Source organism: Billgrantia kenyensis (assembly GCF_013697085.1).
Taxonomy (GTDB): Bacteria; Pseudomonadota; Gammaproteobacteria; order Pseudomonadales; family Halomonadaceae; genus Halomonas; species Halomonas kenyensis.
On record NZ_JACEFT010000009.1, the window covers coordinates 15,030 to 32,999 of the forward strand.

At 64.6% G+C, this 17,970-nt stretch carries 16 protein-coding genes; 12 read left to right on the forward strand and 4 right to left on the reverse strand.

What is annotated here, in order from left to right; genetic code table 11:
* The first annotated feature begins 10 nt into the window (after window positions 1-10).
* Entirely contained in the window at window positions 11-625 is a 615-nt protein-coding gene (locus H1D44_RS08915) for a flavin reductase family protein (protein ID WP_181514501.1), read from the forward strand.
* 112 nt (window positions 626-737) lie between these two features.
* Here the strand turns inward: H1D44_RS08915 and H1D44_RS08920 are convergent, their stop codons facing one another.
* Window positions 738-1,685: a D-2-hydroxyacid dehydrogenase family protein gene (locus tag H1D44_RS08920; protein ID WP_181514502.1), complete on the reverse strand. Its 948-nt coding sequence runs from the start codon at window positions 1,683-1,685 to the stop codon at window positions 738-740.
* Window positions 1,686-2,053: 368 nt separating this feature from the next.
* On the opposite strand from H1D44_RS08920, the gene H1D44_RS08925 reads away from it, so the two are divergent.
* The 6 genes from H1D44_RS08925 (at window position 2,054) to H1D44_RS08950 (ending at window position 8,151) form a co-directional block, all read left to right on the forward strand.
* The gene (locus H1D44_RS08925; protein WP_181514503.1) at window positions 2,054-2,452 is read left to right on the forward strand and encodes a Na-translocating system protein MpsC family protein; all 399 of its coding nucleotides are present in this window, start codon (window positions 2,054-2,056) and stop codon (window positions 2,450-2,452) included.
* A gap of 164 nt (window positions 2,453-2,616) precedes the next feature.
* Window positions 2,617-3,639 (forward strand): Nif3-like dinuclear metal center hexameric protein, encoded by a 1,023-nt coding sequence (locus H1D44_RS08930; protein WP_181514504.1) that lies wholly within the window; start codon window positions 2,617-2,619, stop codon window positions 3,637-3,639.
* 76 nt (window positions 3,640-3,715) lie between these two features.
* Complete coding sequence (locus H1D44_RS08935; protein ID WP_181514505.1) at window positions 3,716-4,822, forward strand: hypothetical protein; 1,107 nt, start codon at window positions 3,716-3,718, stop codon at window positions 4,820-4,822.
* Window positions 4,823-5,085: 263 nt separating this feature from the next.
* Window positions 5,086-6,060 (forward strand): Bug family tripartite tricarboxylate transporter substrate binding protein, encoded by a 975-nt coding sequence (locus tag H1D44_RS08940; protein WP_181514506.1) that lies wholly within the window; start codon window positions 5,086-5,088, stop codon window positions 6,058-6,060.
* 91 nt (window positions 6,061-6,151) lie between these two features.
* Window positions 6,152-7,666, forward strand: coding sequence for a tripartite tricarboxylate transporter permease (locus H1D44_RS08945; protein ID WP_181514507.1), 1,515 nt, complete (start codon window positions 6,152-6,154; stop codon window positions 7,664-7,666).
* Between the two features lie 8 nt (window positions 7,667-7,674).
* Window positions 7,675-8,151, forward strand: a complete 477-nt coding sequence (locus H1D44_RS08950; protein WP_238984364.1) for a tripartite tricarboxylate transporter TctB family protein — start codon at window positions 7,675-7,677, stop codon at window positions 8,149-8,151.
* Between the two features lie 98 nt (window positions 8,152-8,249).
* Here H1D44_RS08950 and H1D44_RS08955 read toward each other — a convergent pair whose 3' ends face one another.
* Window positions 8,250-9,767: a malonate--CoA ligase gene (locus H1D44_RS08955; RefSeq protein ID WP_181514509.1), complete on the reverse strand. Its 1,518-nt coding sequence runs from the start codon at window positions 9,765-9,767 to the stop codon at window positions 8,250-8,252.
* 144 nt (window positions 9,768-9,911) lie between these two features.
* Here H1D44_RS08955 and H1D44_RS08960 point away from each other — a divergent pair, with 144 nt between their 5' ends.
* On the forward strand, window positions 9,912-11,390 hold the full coding sequence (locus tag H1D44_RS08960; protein WP_181514510.1) for a protein adenylyltransferase SelO: 1,479 nt from the start codon (window positions 9,912-9,914) through the stop codon (window positions 11,388-11,390).
* Window positions 11,391-11,399: 9 nt separating this feature from the next.
* On the opposite strand, the gene H1D44_RS08965 is transcribed toward H1D44_RS08960, so the two are convergent.
* The gene (locus tag H1D44_RS08965; protein ID WP_238984365.1) at window positions 11,400-12,275 is read right to left on the reverse strand and encodes a LysR family transcriptional regulator; all 876 of its coding nucleotides are present in this window, start codon (window positions 12,273-12,275) and stop codon (window positions 11,400-11,402) included.
* Window positions 12,276-12,402: 127 nt separating this feature from the next.
* On the opposite strand from H1D44_RS08965, the gene kynA reads away from it, so the two are divergent.
* The 3 genes from kynA (at window position 12,403) to kynU (ending at window position 15,233) form a co-directional block, all read left to right on the forward strand.
* The gene (gene kynA, locus H1D44_RS08970) at window positions 12,403-13,272 is read left to right on the forward strand and encodes a tryptophan 2,3-dioxygenase (protein WP_181514512.1); all 870 of its coding nucleotides are present in this window, start codon (window positions 12,403-12,405) and stop codon (window positions 13,270-13,272) included.
* Complete coding sequence (kynB, locus tag H1D44_RS08975) at window positions 13,272-13,904, forward strand: arylformamidase (RefSeq protein WP_181514513.1); 633 nt, start codon at window positions 13,272-13,274, stop codon at window positions 13,902-13,904. Before kynA ends, kynB begins: the two co-directional genes overlap by 1 nt.
* A 78-nt stretch (window positions 13,905-13,982) precedes the next feature.
* Window positions 13,983-15,233 carry a kynureninase gene (kynU, locus tag H1D44_RS08980; protein WP_181514514.1) on the forward strand — a complete coding sequence of 417 codons (1,251 nt, stop codon included), beginning with the start codon at window positions 13,983-13,985 and terminating at the stop codon, window positions 15,231-15,233.
* Between the two features lie 48 nt (window positions 15,234-15,281).
* On the opposite strand, the gene H1D44_RS08985 is transcribed toward kynU, so the two are convergent.
* Window positions 15,282-16,220, reverse strand: coding sequence for a LysR family transcriptional regulator (locus tag H1D44_RS08985; protein WP_181514515.1), 939 nt, complete (start codon window positions 16,218-16,220; stop codon window positions 15,282-15,284).
* Window positions 16,221-16,413: 193 nt separating this feature from the next.
* Here H1D44_RS08985 and H1D44_RS08990 point away from each other — a divergent pair, with 193 nt between their 5' ends.
* Complete coding sequence (locus tag H1D44_RS08990; RefSeq protein WP_181514516.1) at window positions 16,414-17,913, forward strand: CoA-acylating methylmalonate-semialdehyde dehydrogenase; 1,500 nt, start codon at window positions 16,414-16,416, stop codon at window positions 17,911-17,913.
* Window positions 17,914-17,970: the final 57 nt, after the last annotated feature.

Here is a 17,970-nt window from a genome sequence, read left to right on the forward strand (position 1 = left end):
AGGGCCGGCCATGAGCGACTATCTGTTGGAAGAGTCACCGCTGAGTAGCGGGGCCATCTATCGATTGTTCTGCGGCACGATCTGCCCGCGCCCCATCGCCTGGGTGTCCACAAAGGACGCCGAAGGGCGTACCAATCTGGCGCCGTTCTCCTTCTTCAACGTGGTCAGCGTGGCGCCGCCGGTGCTGGGCTTCTCGCCGCTGCTCAACGGTGAGGGTCAGCCCAAGGACACCATCCGCAACCTGGAGCAGGTGCCGGAGTGCGTGGTGCACATCAGCGGTGAGACGCTGGTCAATGAAATGAACGCCACCAGCGCCAGCCTGCCGGAGGGAGAGGACGAATTCGCCCTGGCGGGGCTGGAGAAAATCGCCATGCCGGGGCTGTCGGTGCCACGTGTGGCGGCGGCGCCGGTGGCCTTCGGCTGTCGGCTGCGTGAGATCGTGCGCTTTGGCGATCAGCCCATGGCGGGCTGCCTGGTGCTGGCAGAGGTGGTGTCGATCCATCTCGACGATGCCATCTGGAACGGGCGGCACGTGAGCATCGAGGCGCTCAAGCCCATCGGGCGTATGGCGGGCAGCGATTATGCTCGTACGACCGATCTGTTCGGACTGGAGCGGCCGGCGTGAGGCAGCTGCCTCTCGTGTATCAGCTCTCCCCGGCCAGCCCCCTCTCGACCCTCTCCTCGGGTTCGTTGCTATTTCCCGCGCCTGGATCGATTCTCGGGGCGCCTCGTATCGCCTACTCCGCCAAGTTCTTCACCGGCCGGCCAGCCTCGAAGGCCAGCAGGTTGTCGAAGGCGTCGCCGAAGTAGAGCTCGTAGCTGTCCTTCTCCACGTAGCCCAGGTGCGGGGTGGCGAGAAAATTGGGGAGTTCCAGCAGTGGATGACTGGCCACCGGCTCCTCGTCGAACACGTCCACCGCGGCACGGCCCGGGCGGCCTTCGCGCAGCGCGGCTTCCAGCGCGCTCGGGGCGATCAGCGGGGCGCGGCTGGTGTTGACCAGCAGTGCCGTGGGCTTCATGCGGGCAAGGTCCTCCGCGCCGACGATGCCGCGGGTGTCGTCGTTCAGCCGCAGGTGCAGGCTTAGCACGTCGCTGCGCTCGAACAGCTCGGCCTGGCTTTTCGCTACCGCCAGGCCCGCCTCGGCGGCGCGGGCACGGGTGCCCTCGCGGCCCCACACCAGCACGTTCATTTCGAAGGCCTGGCCGTAGCGGGCAATCAGCTTGCCGATCTTGCCGTAGCCGAAGATGCCCAGCGTGCGGCCCTTGAGGCCGGTACCCAGGGTGCGCTGCCAGCGGCCGGCTTTCAGATTCTCGAACTCCTGGGGGATGTGACGCATGGCGGCCAGCACCAGGCCCCAGGTGAGCTCGGCGGCAGCGTTGGGTGAGCCGGTGCCGGCCATCACGGTGACCCCGTGGCGCTTGCAGGCGGCCATGTCGACGTGGGCCGCGCCGCCGCCGGTCTGGCTGATCGCCTTGAGCCGGGGCAGCCGGGCCAGCAGCGAGGCGGTGATCGGCGTGCGCTCGCGAATCAGCACCAGTGCCTCGGCATCGCAAAAGCGTTTCACCAGAGCATCCTCGTCGGTCGCGGTGTCGTTAAAGATGGTGACGTCGTGACCTTCCAGCCTGTTGAAGGCATCGAGGTAGCGAACGCAGTCCTGATAGTCGTCGGGGATCACGATATGCATCGACAGGGCTCCTGGCTGATGGGACGAAACGGCGAGGGTTAATGTGGGCTGAACCGCGGCCTTTTGCCAAGGCCTCGCTCGGTTACCTCTTGGCCCTAGCCTGCTCTGGGTAGGGCGGTGGTGAGGATATGGTATACCGTAACGCTTTGTTGAGTTCATGAACTGGATACGGGTGGAAGGGCAGGTAATCCCCAATTCTGTATAGGTAGCTAATTTTTCTTGCCTTTCATGCCAGGGTGGCGACGATGAAATAATCGATTATTTCTTGTTGACACCATTTTCTCGCTTGGCTAGGCTGAGTTTTGAGTGAGATTGGTATACCAGCTGACCGCAGAAGCCAGCCGGAACAAGATGAGGTCGACCCTGATATGAGCGCCTTGGACACCCCCTCCTCAAGCAGTGACGCCCTGGGCATCAGCTCCCTGGGCCAGCTCAAGCAGGAGCTGATCAAGGACTACAACGAGGTCAACCACCGTCTATTCGGTATCGGCGTGGTGCGCCAGAAGGTCGATATCCAGGGCGACAGGGTTCTCGTCATCGCCTTGCACAAGCGGGTTCCGGCACTGGGTTATCTGAGCAGGCTCAATAGCAATGTGAGCGAGCTGGCCGACCACTATCTCATCAAGGGGTTCAAGCAAGAATTCAAGCTGCTGCTGGAGGAGAAGTACGGCTTCGAGGTCCTGTCCATCTTCAAGGACTACGATGCCGAAGCCGAGCTCTCCGCCACAGTGGTGGTCATGAAGAAGGATGTGCGCGACTACCTCTGACGTTGACGGCGTCGGGCATGGTCCGCAAATCCGCAGGCAAGACGTTGACTGGTGATGTGAACTCGCCCTGACAGGCGAGTGCTCGAGACCGTCAGCGCAGTTGGAGGCTTCAAGCCTCTCGCTGTGCTGGCGGTCTTTTTTTTGGTTATGAGAGGAGAATAGCGATGGCCAAGGTAGCGGATATCGTCAATGCGATGAGCGTGATCACGGGCGGCCGGACGGTCTCGTCCATGGAGGAGGTGAAGAGCGGCAATCACCCCTTCGTGATCATGAAATCCTCGGGAATCTACGGCAAGGAGGTGCTGGAGATTCCAGGGTTGATCTATGGCAACCCCAACAAGGAAGTGAAGAAGATCGCCGTGTGCATGACCATGACGGAGCTGGTGATCGAGCTGGCGGGCGCCACCGGCGTGGATGCGGTGGTGGCGCATCATCCCATCGCCGACGCCGCCAGCTGTGGCGGGGTGACGCTGAAGAACTACCTCGATCTCTACGACGTGGCCGGGCTCGAATGTCACGAGGCCTTTCACGGCCTGCACCCCGGGATTCCTTTCCTGCACGGGCACAAGGTGGAGAAGGGCAGCATCTCCTATGGCGGTGTGCACGGCAACATCATGTTCGTGGGCCGTGCGCTGCCCGGTGTAGCGACCCTGGGCGACATTCTCGACCGACTGGATGGCTTCATGGCGCTGGACCAGGACCGCACTCTGCTGGCCGAAGAGCGCCTGGTGCGCGGCATCGAGGAGATCCGTGAAACCAGCGTCGAGACCCGTGGCTTCATTCACCTGGGCGAGCGTGACAGTCACGTCGAACGTGTTCTGCATATCTTTCCGCACACCGGCTTCTCGCCGGAGAACTTGCGCCAGGCGGTGGCCGAGAACCCCGGGGTGGACACCGTGCTGGCCTCGATCAGCCGCGTCTATGCCGGCCACGAGCTGATCGAGACGGCCCGCGAGCTGGGGCTCAACTTCCTGGTCGGCAACTGCCACGTGATGGAGATTCTCGAGAACGGATTGCCCCTGGCCTATGCCCTCGGTGAGCTGCTCGAAGGCGTGGAGGTGGTGCTGTTCCGCGACCGGGTGACATCCACGCCGGTGCGCCGGGTGGGCAACGAGGCGATGCAGGCCTATGCCCGGGAAATGTCGGCAAGCCACCTGCTGGGCAAGCATGCGCTGAGCGAGACATGACGCCACCACTTGCCGTTATGCTCTTCCCAAGCGCCCACTCGATAACAGTCCGTTCAATAACAACAGAGGCACTGTCATGAAAACCCCTGCCACAACCCCTGAAACCAAGGATGCGGCCCTGCCGGCGCACAAGCGGGCGTGGAAGCGCATCGAAGTTATCGGCATCGTGCTGCTGTGCATCTGCCTGCTGACGCTGTTGCTCTCTCCCACCAGCCTCGCGGGGCTGTTCAACGCCATACTCGACTCCGTCCAGCCGGTGGTGGTCGACGTCTTCCTCACCGGCGTGGTTGGCACGGCCATCATCGTCAGCGTGATCATCGGCCGGCTGCTGGAGCGGCTGGGCTTCACCGATGCACTGGTGCGTATCTTCGTCCCCGCGATGAAGCTGCTGGGGGTGAATCCCGCGGTGATCATCCCCAGCGTCTACAACATATTCGGCGACATCAATGCCGCGGGTAAGATCTCCGGGCCTATTCTCAAGAAGGCGGGTGCCACCAAGGATGAACAGAAGCTGGCCGTCGCCACCATGGTGCAGTCGCAGCAGTCGTTTTCCACCTTCATGCTGGGACTGATGGCGCTGACCTTCGCCGGGGTCAATGCCTTCGTCGTGGTGCTGCTGGCAGTGTTCCTGCCGCTGGTGATCGTGCCGCTGATTCTCTCCAAGGTGCTCTACCGCAACGTGAAGCGGGTCGAGATCGGCCACCTGCCGACCTTTACTCCCGATCGTGACTTCATGCCCACGCTGTTCAGTGCGGCGCGGGAAGGCGTGGAACTGCTGCTGCTGATCCTGATTCCCGCGGTCGCGCTGGTCTTCGCGGTGATCGGTGTGCTCGACTACGTCGGTATCTGGGCACCGATCGAGTCCGGCCTGGGCAAGGTCATGCTGCTGTTCAATATTCACCCGGAAACCGGTGTGCTTTCGGTGCTGGTGAGCCCGACGCTGGCGATGGGGCAGCTGCAGAGCATTGCCGCCGACCTCGATCCCTCGCTGGTGGTGGGCTCCTTCGTGCTGGCCTCCTCCGGACTCCCTCTCTCCGCCGTGTTCGGTCAGGTGCCGGTAGTGTGGGCGGAAAGCTCGGATCTCAGCGAGAAAGAGGCCATGGGGGCTGCGGTGCTGGGTATCGTCATGCGGCTAGGGACGGCTTTCCTGATCGCCTTCTTCGTCACGCCGCTGGTGGTGTGACTCGCTTGATCGGTGCCGCTGCCTATGCGGCAGGGGCACCGGTCTCGTTTCTCGAGCTTTCTTAATTTACTGAGTGTTAATTGACTAATTTCGCTTCTTTTTTTCATTGAAAGCGTGGCACTTTCCGTGAAATTGACAAGAACATCATCAAAACGAGCAAGTCCGGGCCTGGCCGGTTGAATAGGGTAGATAAGAGGACTGTCGCTCTGAGTCATGAGCGGTGGTGTTTCAACCCATATCAACAATAAGTTGGGAGCTAGGACATGTCCTTCAAGATGACAAGAACGGCGGTTGCCGTCAGTGCGGCCATCCTCACCTTTTCAGCAGGGAGCGCTCTGGCCTCGGAGGCCAGCCTGGGCGATGGTCCCATTCGTATCGTGATGCCTTACGGTGCCGGTGGCAGCACCGATATCACGGCCCGCATCATTGCCGCCAATGCCGCCGAGCACTGCGGCAGCCGAATCGATGTGGTCAGCATGCCCGGGGCGGGCGGCATGGAAGGGCTGCAGTTCGTGGCCGATGCCGAGCCCAACGGTCATACCATCCTCATGGCGGACTACTCCGCCACCATCACCCAGACGCTGACCGAGGACACCCCTTGGGAGGTCGAGGACTGGGTGCCCATCGTGCATCTCACCGACTGGAAACCCACCGTCTACGTCAAGGCGGATCATGAGATCCAGTCCATCGAAGATTGGATCGAGAAGGCCGAGGCCGAGCCCAATACCCTGGTATTCGGCCATGCCGACCCGCTCAGCCTGGTGCACCTGCCGCTGGTCATGCTCGAGCAGGAAACCGGTATCCAGAACGTGCACCTGCCGACCACCGGTGGCGGTGAGACCCGCACCATGATACTGGGCGGCCATATCGACCTGGGCATGACGCTGCCGCCCTCCATCGTTTCCAACGTCAACAACGGCGAGGTCACCGCCATCGGCGTCTTTGCCGATGAGCGTTCCGACGTGCTGCCGGACGTGCCGACCTTCCAGGAAGCGGGCTACGATGTGTCGCTCGAGGCACCCCTGCTGGTCTACACCTTCTCGTCGGTGCCCGAGTCGATCCAGCAGCAACTCTCCGAGTGCATCATGACCGGTCTCGAGACCGACACCGCCCAGGCCATGGGGCGTCAGGCCTCGGCAGGCCTGGAAAACGTTCAGGGCCTCGAGAGCGCTCAGGAGATCTATCGCGAAACGACCGAACGTGTCAGGGAAGTCCTCGCCAGTATCGACGAAGGCTGATCCTTTCCCGGTTGGTGCTCCTTGATCGAGGGCCGGCTTGCCGGCCCCGTCTTGGTGTTCGTGATTGTTACAGCCTCGTTGGAGAGCGCTGATGATAGAAGTCCTCATCGAGGCCAGTGCCCTGGCCTTCCATCCCTACGTGTTGATGTACGTTTTCCTGGGAGTGCTGCTGGGCATTACCCTGGGGGCGATTCCCGGGCTGTCGGGCGACATGGCCATCGCCCTGCTGCTGCCCTTCGTGTTCTTCCTGGAACCCGCACTGGCCATGGGCCTGCTGGTGGGCATCTACAAGGGGGGGCTGTTCGGTGGTTCCATCGCCGCCATCTCCTTTGGGGTGCCGGGCACGCCCGGTGCCGCAGCGACCAGCATCGATGGCTACCAGGCCAAGCTCAAGGGCAAGCCCAGCAAGGCGTTGCACACTGCCCTCTACTCTTCCGTCATCGGCGATACCACCAGCGACCTGGTGCTGATCTTCATCGCCGTGCCGCTGGCTGCGGTGGCCTTGACCTTCGGACCGATCGAGTTCTTCGCCCTCTATGCCTTCTCGCTGATCCTGATCGCTGCTCTGAGCCAGGGCATGGTGGCCAAGGGCCTGGCGGTGGCCGCCATCGGCGTGCTGCTGGCGATGATCGGCCGCGATCCCATCACTGGGGCTTCCCGCCTGACCTTCGGCTTGCCTGGGCTCTCCGGGGGCCTCAGCCTGATTCCCGTACTGATCGGTATCTTTGCGATTTCCGAGGTGGTGTTCCAGGGCGCTAAGCTGTGGCGGCGCAAGGTCGACAAGCTGATGGACGATGTCGCCGAGCAGGCGAGCCTGCTGCAGGGCTACGACATCAGCAAGGACAAGCTGACCTGGGCTGAATTCAAGTCTACCCTCAAGGCCACCTACATCGGTGCGGCGGTCGGTACCTTCATCGGCGCGCTGCCGGGCGCAGGGCAGTCGCTGGCGGCCTTCATGAGCTACGGTCTGGCCCAGCGCTTCTCCCGCCGCTCCGAGGAGTTCGGCAAGGGCTCGCTCGAGGGGATCGCCAGTGCCGAGTCCGGCAACAGCGCGACCTGCGGTTCCACCTTCATTCCCCTGTTCGCCTTCGGCATACCCGGAAGCGCCACCGCGGCACTGTTCGGCGCGGCGTTCATCCTGATGGGCATGACGCCGGGGCCGAGCCTGCTCACCGACTACACGGCGATCATCTACGCGCTGTTCCTCACCCTGATCTTCGCCAATCTGGTGAATCTGGTGCTGGGCAAGATCCTGCTGCCCTATTATTCACGGATCGCCATGATCCAGCCGGGCTACATGATCCCGGCGGTCTTCATCCTGGCGATCGTCGGCACCTACGCGGCCAACAATTCCGTGGTGGATGTCTGGGTGCTGCTGTTCGCCGGCGCTCTCGGGGTCATGCTGCGATTGATGAGCTTTCCGCTGGCACCGCTGGTGCTGGGCTTCATCATCGGACCCGGGGCCGAACGGGCTCTGCGCCAGTCGATGATCATGGGCGGAGGCGACTGGTGGGTGCTGGTCAAGAGCCCCATCGCCATCGGCTTCTATGTCGCTGCCTTCGCCTTGATCATGCTGTTCACCGTCGTCTTGAGGGCCAAGAAATGAACCGCACGATGGTCAAAGAGTTGCTTTCAGCAGCCCTGGTGCTGGCGCTGGGCGTGGCAGGACTGCTGCATATCCAGTACGGTGCCTGGCGCCCCGCACCGCTGGTGCCTTCCTACATCATGCCGCAGACGGCCTATTACTTTCTGATCGCTTCCGGCGTCTGGCTGCTTGCGGCCCTGGGCTTCTTCACCCTCAAGGGCCGGCTGAAGGCACTGCAGCCGTCGGATGCCAAGGATCAGGACCTGGTGGGTGTCGGTGTCGCCGTGGCCCTGATGCTGGGTGGTGCGGTGGTCTACTTCTGGCTGGTGCTCAACCTGGGGCTGATTGTATCGACCATTGCCTTCAATGGCCTGCTGATCGCCGTGCTGGCGCCCAACGCTACCTTCAAGAGCATACTCATCGTACCGCTGCTGGTGGGAGCGGCAGTGTGGGGGCTGTTCGTCAGAATGATCGGCATCACCTTGCCGCCCACGCTGTTGTTCTGACGATACCGGGCGGCAAGTCAGGTCAGGCGGGCCAGAGTCGAGCAGGCCCGCCTGTGCGTGGGTGCGACCGATGCGCGGTCGCGTCTCGTTACTGCGCCTCAGCGGTAGGTGTCCTGGTACTGCTTGCGTAGCTCGTTCTTCTGCACCTTGCCCATGGTATTGCGCGGCAGTACGTCGGTGAAGAATACCCGCTTGGGCTGCTTGTACTTCGCCAGCCGATCCTGCAGGTAGTCGAGCACCCGGCGCTCATCGAGAGAGGCGTCGGATTGCGCTACCACCACCGCGGTGACACCCTCGCCGAAGTCCGGGTGCGGCACGCCGATCACCGCCGACTCCACCACCCCCTCCAGCTCGTCGATCACCTGCTCGACCTCCTTGGGATAGACGTTGTAGCCGCCCGAGATCACCAGGTCCTTGTCGCGGCCGACGATGTGCACGTAGCCGTGCGCGTCGGTCATGGCCAGGTCGCCGGTGATGAAGAAGCCGTCCTCCAGCAGCTCCTCGCGGGTCTTCTCGGGCATGCGCCAGTAGCCAATGAAGACGTTGGGACCGCGAATCTCGAGCATGCCGATTTCGCCCTGGGGTACCGGCGCGTGAGTCTCGCGGTCGGTGATGCGGTACTCCACGCCCGGCAGCGGCATGCCTACGGTGCCGGCGCGGCGCTCGCCGTCGTAGGGGTTGGAGAGGTTCATGTTGGTTTCGGTCATGCCGTAGCGCTCGAGGATGGCGTGCCCCGTCTTGGCCTCGAAGGCCTGGTGGGTTTCGGCGGTGAGCGGGGCCGAGCCGGAGACGAACAGGCGCATGTTGGCGGTCGCCTCGGGGGTGAGGCGCTCATCGGCCACCAGACGGGTGTAGAAGGTGGGCACGCCCATCATGACGCTGCCGTGGGGCATCTCCTCGAAGATCGTGTCGGCATCGAACCTGGGCAGGAACAGCATGCTCGAGCCCGCCATCAGGGTCACGTTGCAGCCGACGAACAGGCCGTGGGTATGGAAGATGGGCAGGGCGTGGATCAACCGGTCCTCGCCGGTGAAGCGCCAGGCCTGCACCAAGGTAGCGGCGTTGGAGCCGAGATTGCGGTGGGTCAGCATGGCGCCCTTGGAGCGACCGGTGGTGCCCGAGGTGTAGAGGATGGCGGCGAGGTCTTCTTGCTCGCGCGGTTCGATGTCGCTGTACGCTTCGGCTCGCTCGGCCAGCGTCAGCAGGCTACCGTCGGCATCGGTGCCGAGAGTCTCCACCGCGGGGCAGCCGCTCTCGCCGGCCACCGTACGGGCTTCATCCAAGGCGGCGGGGCGGCAGACGAACAGGGCCGGTTCGGCGTCGGTGAGGAAGTAGCGGATCTCGTCGGCGGTATAGCCGGTGTTGAGCGGCAGGTAGACGCCGCCCATTCTCAGGCAGGCAAGGTAGAGCAGGATCGCCTCCGGGCTCTTGTCGACCTGCACCGCGACGCGGTCGCCGGGGGCCACACCCAGCGCTTTCAGCGCACCGGCCAGGCGGGCGCTGGCGTCCAGAGCAGCGCGGTAGGAGTAGCGCCGACCCTCGCGGGTGGTGATGAAATCGGCGTCGCTACGGTCGCGCATGCGGGCGGCGAAAGTTTCGAAGAGGTTGTGACTCATTTGGCAGGCTCTCCCTTGGCCATTTTTCGGGCGCGGCGATGGCGGTTGCGGACTTCACCGGAACATACCATGAGCTTGCCGCCGCGCTCGATTTTCGCCACTGGCGCGCCTACAGTGAGCGCAGGAATGCCCAATGGAGTGACCATGTTTCCCCCATTCACTTTGCGCTATGCGCGCCTGCCGGAGCGCTTCTACGAGCGCTTCGACCCGGTGCCGGTGCGTGATCCCCAGTTGATCGCGTTCAACCGGCCGCTGGCCGAGTCGCTCGGCTTCGACCTTGCCGCCTTCGATGCCGAAGAGGCGGCGGTGTGGTTCTCCGGCAACGTGGTGCCGCACGGCTCGGAGCCGCTGGCCCAGGCCTATGCCGGGCATCAGTTCGGCGGCTTCGTGCCGCGGCTGGGTGATGGGCGTGCGGTGCTGCTGGGCGAGGTGACCGACCGCGAGGGTCGGCTGCGTGATATCCAGCTCAAGGGCGCAGGCTGTACGCCCTTCTCCCGTGGGGGAGACGGCCGCTCGCCGCTGGGCCCGGTGCTGCGCGAATACCTGGTCAGTGAGGCGATGCACGCCATGGGTGTACCCACCACGCGGGCACTCGCCGCGGTGACCACCGGCGAGCGGGTCATCCGGGGCATCCCTGAGCCGGGAGCCATTCTTGCCCGCGTCGCCTCCAGCCATATCCGTGTCGGCACCTTCCAGTACTTCGCCGCTCGCGGCGACCGCGAAGGGGTGCGCGAGCTGGCCGAACACGTCATCGAGCGCCACTACCCCGAGCTCGAGGACAGGCAGGGAGGCGGGCGCTACCTGGGGCTGCTCAAGGCGGTTCAGGCGCGCCAGGCGTCACTGATTGCCAGGTGGATGGGCATAGGCTTCATCCACGGGGTGATGAATACCGACAACACCTCGATCTCGGGCGAAACCATCGACTTCGGTCCATGCGCCTTCATGGAGCAGTACGATCCGCAGATGGTCTTCAGTTCCATCGACGAGGGCGGGCGCTATGCCTACTCGAACCAGCCATGGATCGCCCAGTGGAACCTGGCGCGGCTGGCCGAGACCCTGCTGCCGCTGATCGACGATGACAGCGAGCGCGCCGTCGAGCTCGCCACCGAGGAGCTGCAGCGCTTCCCTGAGCAGTACGAAGCCGAGTGGCTGGCGGTGATGCGCGCCAAGCTCGGCCTGGGCAGTGAAGAGCCCGAAGACAAGACGCTGATCGAGGCGCTGCTGGCCACCATGCATCGCGGCCGCGCCGACTTCACCCTGACTTTCAGGCACCTTGCCGAAGCTGCGGACAACCCTCAGGCGGAAGCCTCGCTGGTTGCACTGTTCGAACGCCCCGAGGAGATAGCCGGCTGGCTCGAAGAGTGGCGCGAACGGCTCGACCGGGAGCCGCAGCCTCAGGGCGAGCGCACGCGTCGGATGAAACTGGCCAGCCCGGCTTTCATCCCGCGCAACCATCGGGTCCAGCAGGCGCTGACCGCGGCCATGGACGAGGGCGACCTTGGCCCCTTCGAGGCGCTGCTCGACGTGGTCACCCAGCCCTACGATGACCAGCCAGGCCGCGACGAGTACGCGCGACCCGCAGCGCCCACCGAGCGCGTGTTTCGCACCTTCTGCGGCACCTGAAGGCGCCGCTCATGTCGCGCCGAGGGTGGCGTGCAGCGTGCGCAACAGCTGTCGTGTCGCCGAATCCTCGGGCTCTCCCTGACGTATCACCAGGTACCAGTACAGGTAGAGCCCCCGCTCGGTCAGGGCGACCGAGGCCAGCTCGCCTGCCGCCAGGTAGGGCGTGAGCGTCCAGGCCGGAAGGATGCTCACGCCCTGGCCGCAGCGGACCAAGGCCAGCACGGCTTCGGTGACACCCGCGCTGATCACCCGGGTGGGCAGGATACCGGCAGGACTGAACAGCTGTTCGTACTCGCGTCCCTTCTCCGGGGTGGTGTGGTAGGCCACGTACGGCTCGGCGGCGACATCCTCGGCGCTGACCCAGTCGTGCCGGGCCAGTGCGTGGTGGCAGGGCACCACCAGGCGCAGCTCGTCGCGTCGCAAGGCCATGGCTTCGAAACCGGTGGGCGGGTGGCTGCCGGCCACCAGGGCCAGGTCCACATGGCCCTGGCGCAGCGCCCGCAGTGGCTCTCGCGAGACGTCCGGGACGACCTCCACCCCGATTTTCGAATCTTCGGCGGCGAATGCGGCCAGGCTCTCGGGAAGCCAGTGATAGCCGCCGCAGGCCTCGACGCCGAGTCGAACGATCCGCTCGATGTCGCCCGACAGGCGCTGGATATCCTGCTCCGCCCGTTCCAGCTCGGCCAGTACACCGCGGGCGGCATGCAGCAGGCGCTTGCCGGCGGAGGTCGGGTTCAGGCGGCGTTGACCGCGGGTGAATAGCGGGGCGCCCAGCAGCCGCTCCGCCTCCTTCAGCCGGTGGCTGAGTGCCGACTGGGTGAGTCCGAGCTGAACGGCGGCATCGGAAACGCTGCCGCTATCGGCGATGGCTACCATCATTTGCATCTGTCGAACGCTGAGTCGGGTAGGCATATTAATTTATTTCATCAAAGGGCATCTTTTAATCAAATTTAAATGCCTGATGCCGGCTCGTAAACTGTCCCGGACACAACGACAAGACAGGAGTGGGGTCATGGACAGGCCAGACGAAAAGGCGGCACGTCGTGCCCAGGTCGACCTTTCGCAGGAAGGGGTGCACTGGGACCAGCCGATGAGCTATGGCGACTACCTGCAGCTGGAGCCGCTGCTGTCGGCCCAGCGGCCGGGTACGGATGAGCATGACGAGATGCTGTTCATCGTCATCCACCAGGTTTCAGAACTGTGGCTCAAGCAGTGCCTGCACGAGGCCCATGCCGCAGCGGCGCACATTGCCGCCGACCGGCTGCGCCCGGCGTTCAAGATGCTCTCGCGGGTGGCGCGAATCCAGGCCCAGATGATCAACGCCTGGGAAGTGCTGGTGACCATGACGCCGGCGGACTACGCGCGCTTTCGCGACAGCCTGGGCCAGAGCTCGGGCTTTCAGTCGTTCCAGTACCGCGAACTCGAGTTCCTGCTCGGCAACAAGAATGCGGCGATGGTCGAGGTGCATCGTCGCCATCCCGAGCGCTATCGGCGCCTGAGCGAGGTGCTGCATGCACCAAGTCTCTACGATATCAGCCTGCAGCTGCTGGCCCGGCGTGGCTTCGCGCTTCCTGATACGGTCATTGCGCGGGACTGGTCGGAGCCCTATCGGCCCTGCGGCGAGGTGGAGCAGGCCTGGGCGGCGGTCTATCGCGATACCGAACGCCACTGGGAGCTCTACGAACTGGCCGAGAAGCTGGTCGACACCGAGTACCACTTCCACCAGTGGCGCTTCAGCCATTTGAAGACCGTGGAGCGCATCATCGGACAAAAACCCGGTACCGGCGGCACCGGCGGGGTCTCGTTCCTGGCCAAGGCGTTGGAGCTGGAGTTCTTCCCCGAGCTGTGGTCGGTTCGCACCACGCTGGAGGAGGGCACCTGATGAGCCGCCTCTACGATATCTCCCAATTGATGCGGGCCGGCATGCCGGTGTGGCCCGGCGACACCTCCTTTGCCCACGAGCCGACCTGGGTGCTTGACGGGCAGTGCCCGGTCAACGTCTCGCGGCTGACGCTCTCCACCCACACCGGCACCCATGCCGATGCGCCGAGTCACTACGCCGTGGATGGCCAGGCCATCGAAGGCGTGGATCTGGCGCCCTATCTCGGCCCCTGCGTGGTGTTGGACATGCGCCATGCCGGCCCGGTGGTACAGCCCGATCATCTGCTGCCCGTGCTGCCAGCGCGCGTCGAGCGGGTGCTGCTGCGCACCTGGGAGCGCTTTCCCCAAGATGGCTGGCGCAGCGACTTCACCACGATTGCGCCGGAGAGCATCGACCTGCTGGCCGAGCGCGGCGCCCGGTTGATCGGCGTGGACAGCCCCTCGCTCGATCCCGAGGTGGACAGCCGCCTGCTGGCGCACTGGCGGGTGCACCAGCATGGTATGGCAATTCTTGAAGGGCTGGTGCTGGACGCAGTACCGCCGGGCCATTATGAGCTGATCGCCCTGCCGCTGAAGCTGGCCGGGGCCGACGCCTCGCCGGTGCGGGCGCTGCTTCGCGAGTTGGATGGATAGCGGCGCGAGCTGGCTTGATGCTGTACGAGCTGATGAGCGCTTTCCCGATTCAAATTTCTCCTTGTGCCGGAGCCGACCATGCCCCTGACCCTCGATGAGGTCCGCGAGCAGGACCGACAGGACCCGCTGGCCCCCTTCAGAAGCCGCTTCGCCCTGCCGCAAGGCACGATCTATCTCGATGGCAACTCCCTGGGTGCCCAGCCGAGTGCCGCCGTGGGAGCCGTCGATGGACTGATGGCGCAGTGGCGCGATTCGCTGATCCAGGGCTGGAACCAGGGCTGGTTCGACGCCCCGGAGCGGCTCGGCGACCGGCTGGCGCCGTTGCTGGGCGCCGCGCCGGGAGAAGTGCTGGTGACAGACACCATCACCCACAACATCTTCAAGCTGCTGGGCTATATCGTCGAAGGGCAGGGGATCACCGAAGGGCAGGAGAGGGCGCGGCCGGTGATTCTCAGCGAAGGCGGCAACTTTCCCACCGACGGCTATATCGCCCAGGGCTTCTGCCGCTTCGGCGGCTTCGAGCATCGGGTGGTGCCGGAAGGTGAAGCGCTGGATACCTACCTCGACGCGCGGGTGGCGGCGGTGGTGCTCAGCCAGGTGCACTATCGCACCGGACGTCTGCGCGACATGGCGGCGATCACCCGGCAGGTGCATGCCAGCGGCGCCGAGGTGATCTGGGACCTGGCCCACTCGGCCGGGGCGCTGCCCGTCGACCTCACCGCCTGCGGGGTACGCTACGCGGTGGGCTGCAGCTACAAGTACCTCAACGGCGGCCCCGGCGCGCCGGCCTTCCTCTACGTTCGCCACGACTGCCAGGGCCAGGCATGGCAACCGCTGTCGGGCTGGCTGGGCCATGCGGCGCCATTCGCCTTCGAGGCCGACTACGACCCTGCACCGGGCATCTCGCGCTTTCGTACCGGCACCCATTCGCCGCTGGCCTTTGCAGCGCTGGAGGCGTCGTTGACGCTGTGGCAAGAGGTGGACCTCGGCCAGCTGCGGCGCAAGAGCCAGCGCCTGATCGAGCTGTTTCGCGAGTCGTTGAGCGACTGCCTGGGTGAACACGGCATCAGTGACATCACGCCGGAGGAGGCGCAGCGCGGTAGCCAGGTAGGGTTGGTGGAAAGAGAACACGGCTATGCCATCGTTCAGGCGCTGATTGCACGCGGCGTGATCGGCGATTACCGCGAGCCGGGGCTGATGCGCTTCGGTTTCGCGCCCCTTTACCTGAGCCACGAGGATGTCTGGCGGGCGGCCCAGCACCTGCGCGAGGTGCTGGCCGAAGGCGAGTATCTGGCCCTGCGCTTCCAGCAGCGCGGGGCGGTGACCTGAGCAGGGCAGCCCAGGGCACCGTCGGATTCTGCAGGCGCTGCGCCTTCCTCAAGCCTCGGGCAGCACCAGCGCTCGCGCTTCTCCCATCAGCAGCGCGCGGTTGGCCTCCAGCGCCTCGCGCAGGAAGTCCCACAGCAGGCGTACCCGCGCCAGGCGGCGCTGCTCCTGGCGGGCGGTGATCCAGAACTGGCGTACGATCTCCACTTCATCGTCCAGCACGCTGTGAAGCGTGTCGCCGCTCTCGGCCATGAAACAGGGCAGCACGGCGAGCCCTGCCCCCTGCAGGGCAGCGGCGTGCTGGGTGGTGACACTGGTGCTTCGAATCGAGAAGTGCGGTGCCGTGCCCACCACTGCCGGGTCGAGCAGCGGGTCGAGATAGTTGAGCTGCTCGCTGAAGATCAGGTCGTCGACATAGCCGATCAGTCGGTGCCCGCCCAGCTCGGCGAGCCGTGAGGGACGGCCATGACGTGTCAGGTACGCCTCGCTGGCGTAGAGCCGCAGGCGATAGTCGCACAGTCGCGAGATGACCAGTCCTTGGCTGGCCGGGCGTTCCACGGTGATGGCGAGGTCTGCTTCGTGACGGCTGAGGTTGACCACCCGGGGCAGGGCGAGCAGGTCCAGCGTGATGCCGGGGTGGCGTGCGCAGAAGGCCGAAAGCAGCGGGGCGATGACCCAGGTACCGAAACCCTCGGTCACGCCGAGGCGGATCTGGCCGCTGAGCTGACGATCCTTGTCGGCCAGGCTTTCGCTCGCCTCGAAGGCATAGCGGGCCATCTCCTCGGCGTGGGCCAGCAGCTGCTGGCCGGCTTCGGTCAGGTGATAGCCGTGGGTGCTACGCTCGAAGAGTTGGGTATTGAGTTTCTGCTCGAAACGCCGGGTGCGCCGCGACAGCGTGGAGTGGTCGACCCCCAGGCGCCGGGCGGCATCGGTGAGCCGTTGGCTGCGGGCCACTTCGAGAAAGATCTGGATGTCCTGCCAGTCGAGCATGAGCGGCGTCTCGGGTGAGCTTCTGGAGCAGAGTTATTTGTGCATTTTTGCACAACGATTGTGAAGAAGTATGCATTGTCACGTCCACGCGCGGCTATATAGACTCGAGTTCATCATGATTCGTGTATTTCTACACAGAAAGTCTAATCGGCACATCGAATAACGACGACAACCACGATAGGAGCACAGCGCCATGTCCATTCGCGAGATTCCCATGTTCATCGACGGCCAGGCCGTCCCGTCACAGAGCCAGGAGTGGCGCGACGTGGTCAACCCCGCCACCCAGGAAGTGGTGGCGCGGGTGCCGTTCTGCACCGCCGAGGAGGTCGACCGTGCTGTGGCCAGCGCCAAGGCCGCGTTCAAGGAGTGGCGCAAGACGCCGCTGGCCAAGCGCCAGCGCATCATGCTCAAGCTGCAGGCACTGATTCGCGAGCACACCGAAGAACTGGCCGCGCTGATCACCGAGGAGCACGGCAAGACCCTGCCCGACGCCGCCGGTGAAGTGGGTCGCGGCCTCGAGGTAGTGGAGCACGCCTGCTCGATCACCTCGCTGCAGCTGGGCGAGCTGGCCGAGAACGCGGCGGGCGAGGTCGACGTCTACACCCTCAACCAGCCGCTGGGGGTGGGTGCGGGTATCACTGCCTTCAACTTCCCGATCATGCTGCCCTGCTTCATGTTTCCGCTGGCCATCGCCAGCGGCAACACCTTCGTGCTCAAGCCCTCCGAGCAGGATCCTAGCTCCACCATGCGCCTGGTCGAGCTGGCCCACGAGGCGGGTGTGCCGGCCGGCGTGCTCAGCGTGGTGCACGGCGGTCCCGACGTGGCCAACCAGATCTGCGACCACCCGGACATCAAGGCGCTCTCCTTCATCGGCTCCACTCATGTCGGTACTCACATCTACCGTCGTGCCTCCGAGGCGGGCAAGCGGGTGCAGTCGATGATGGGCGCCAAGAACCACTGCGTGGTCATGCCGGATGCCAACCGCAGCCAGGCCATCAACAACCTGCTGGGCTCGGCCTTCGGTGCCGCCGGTCAACGCTGCATGGCTAACTCGGTAGTGGTGCTGGTGGGCGAAGCTAACCAGTGGCTCGATGACATCGTCGAAGGTGCTCGTGGCATGAAGGTAGGCCCTGGCACCCAGCGTGATGCCGATCTCGGCCCGCTGGTTTCTCCCGCCGCCAAGGAGCGCGTGGAGCGCCTGATCGATGCCGGCGAGAAGGAGGGTGCCAGGCTGCTGGTGGACGGCCGCGGCTATCAGGAGGAGGGCTATCCGGACGGCAACTTCGTCGGCGCCACCGTGTTCGCCGACGTCAAGCCCGAGATGAGTATCTACCGTGAGGAGATCTTCGGCCCGGTGCTGTGCGTGGTGAGCGTCGATACCCTGGACGAGGCGATCGAGTTCATCAACGCCAACCCCAACGGCAACGGCACCTCGATCTTCACCAACTCCGGCTGGGTGGCGCGTCGCTTCGAGACCGACATCGACGTCGGCCAGGTGGGTATCAACGTGCCGATCCCGGTGCCGGTGGCCTACTTCAGCTTCACCGGCTCGCGGGCCTCGAAGCTGGGCGACCTGGGCCCCAACGGCAAGCAGGCCATCGCCTTCTGGACCCAGACCAAGACCGTCACTGCGCGCTGGTTCGAGCCGGAAAACGTCTCCAGCGGCATCAACAGCACCATCTCGCTGAGCTGACGTCGGCCCGACCGATGGGCCAACCAAACGGCTCCGTCCCGCAGGGCGGAGCCGTTC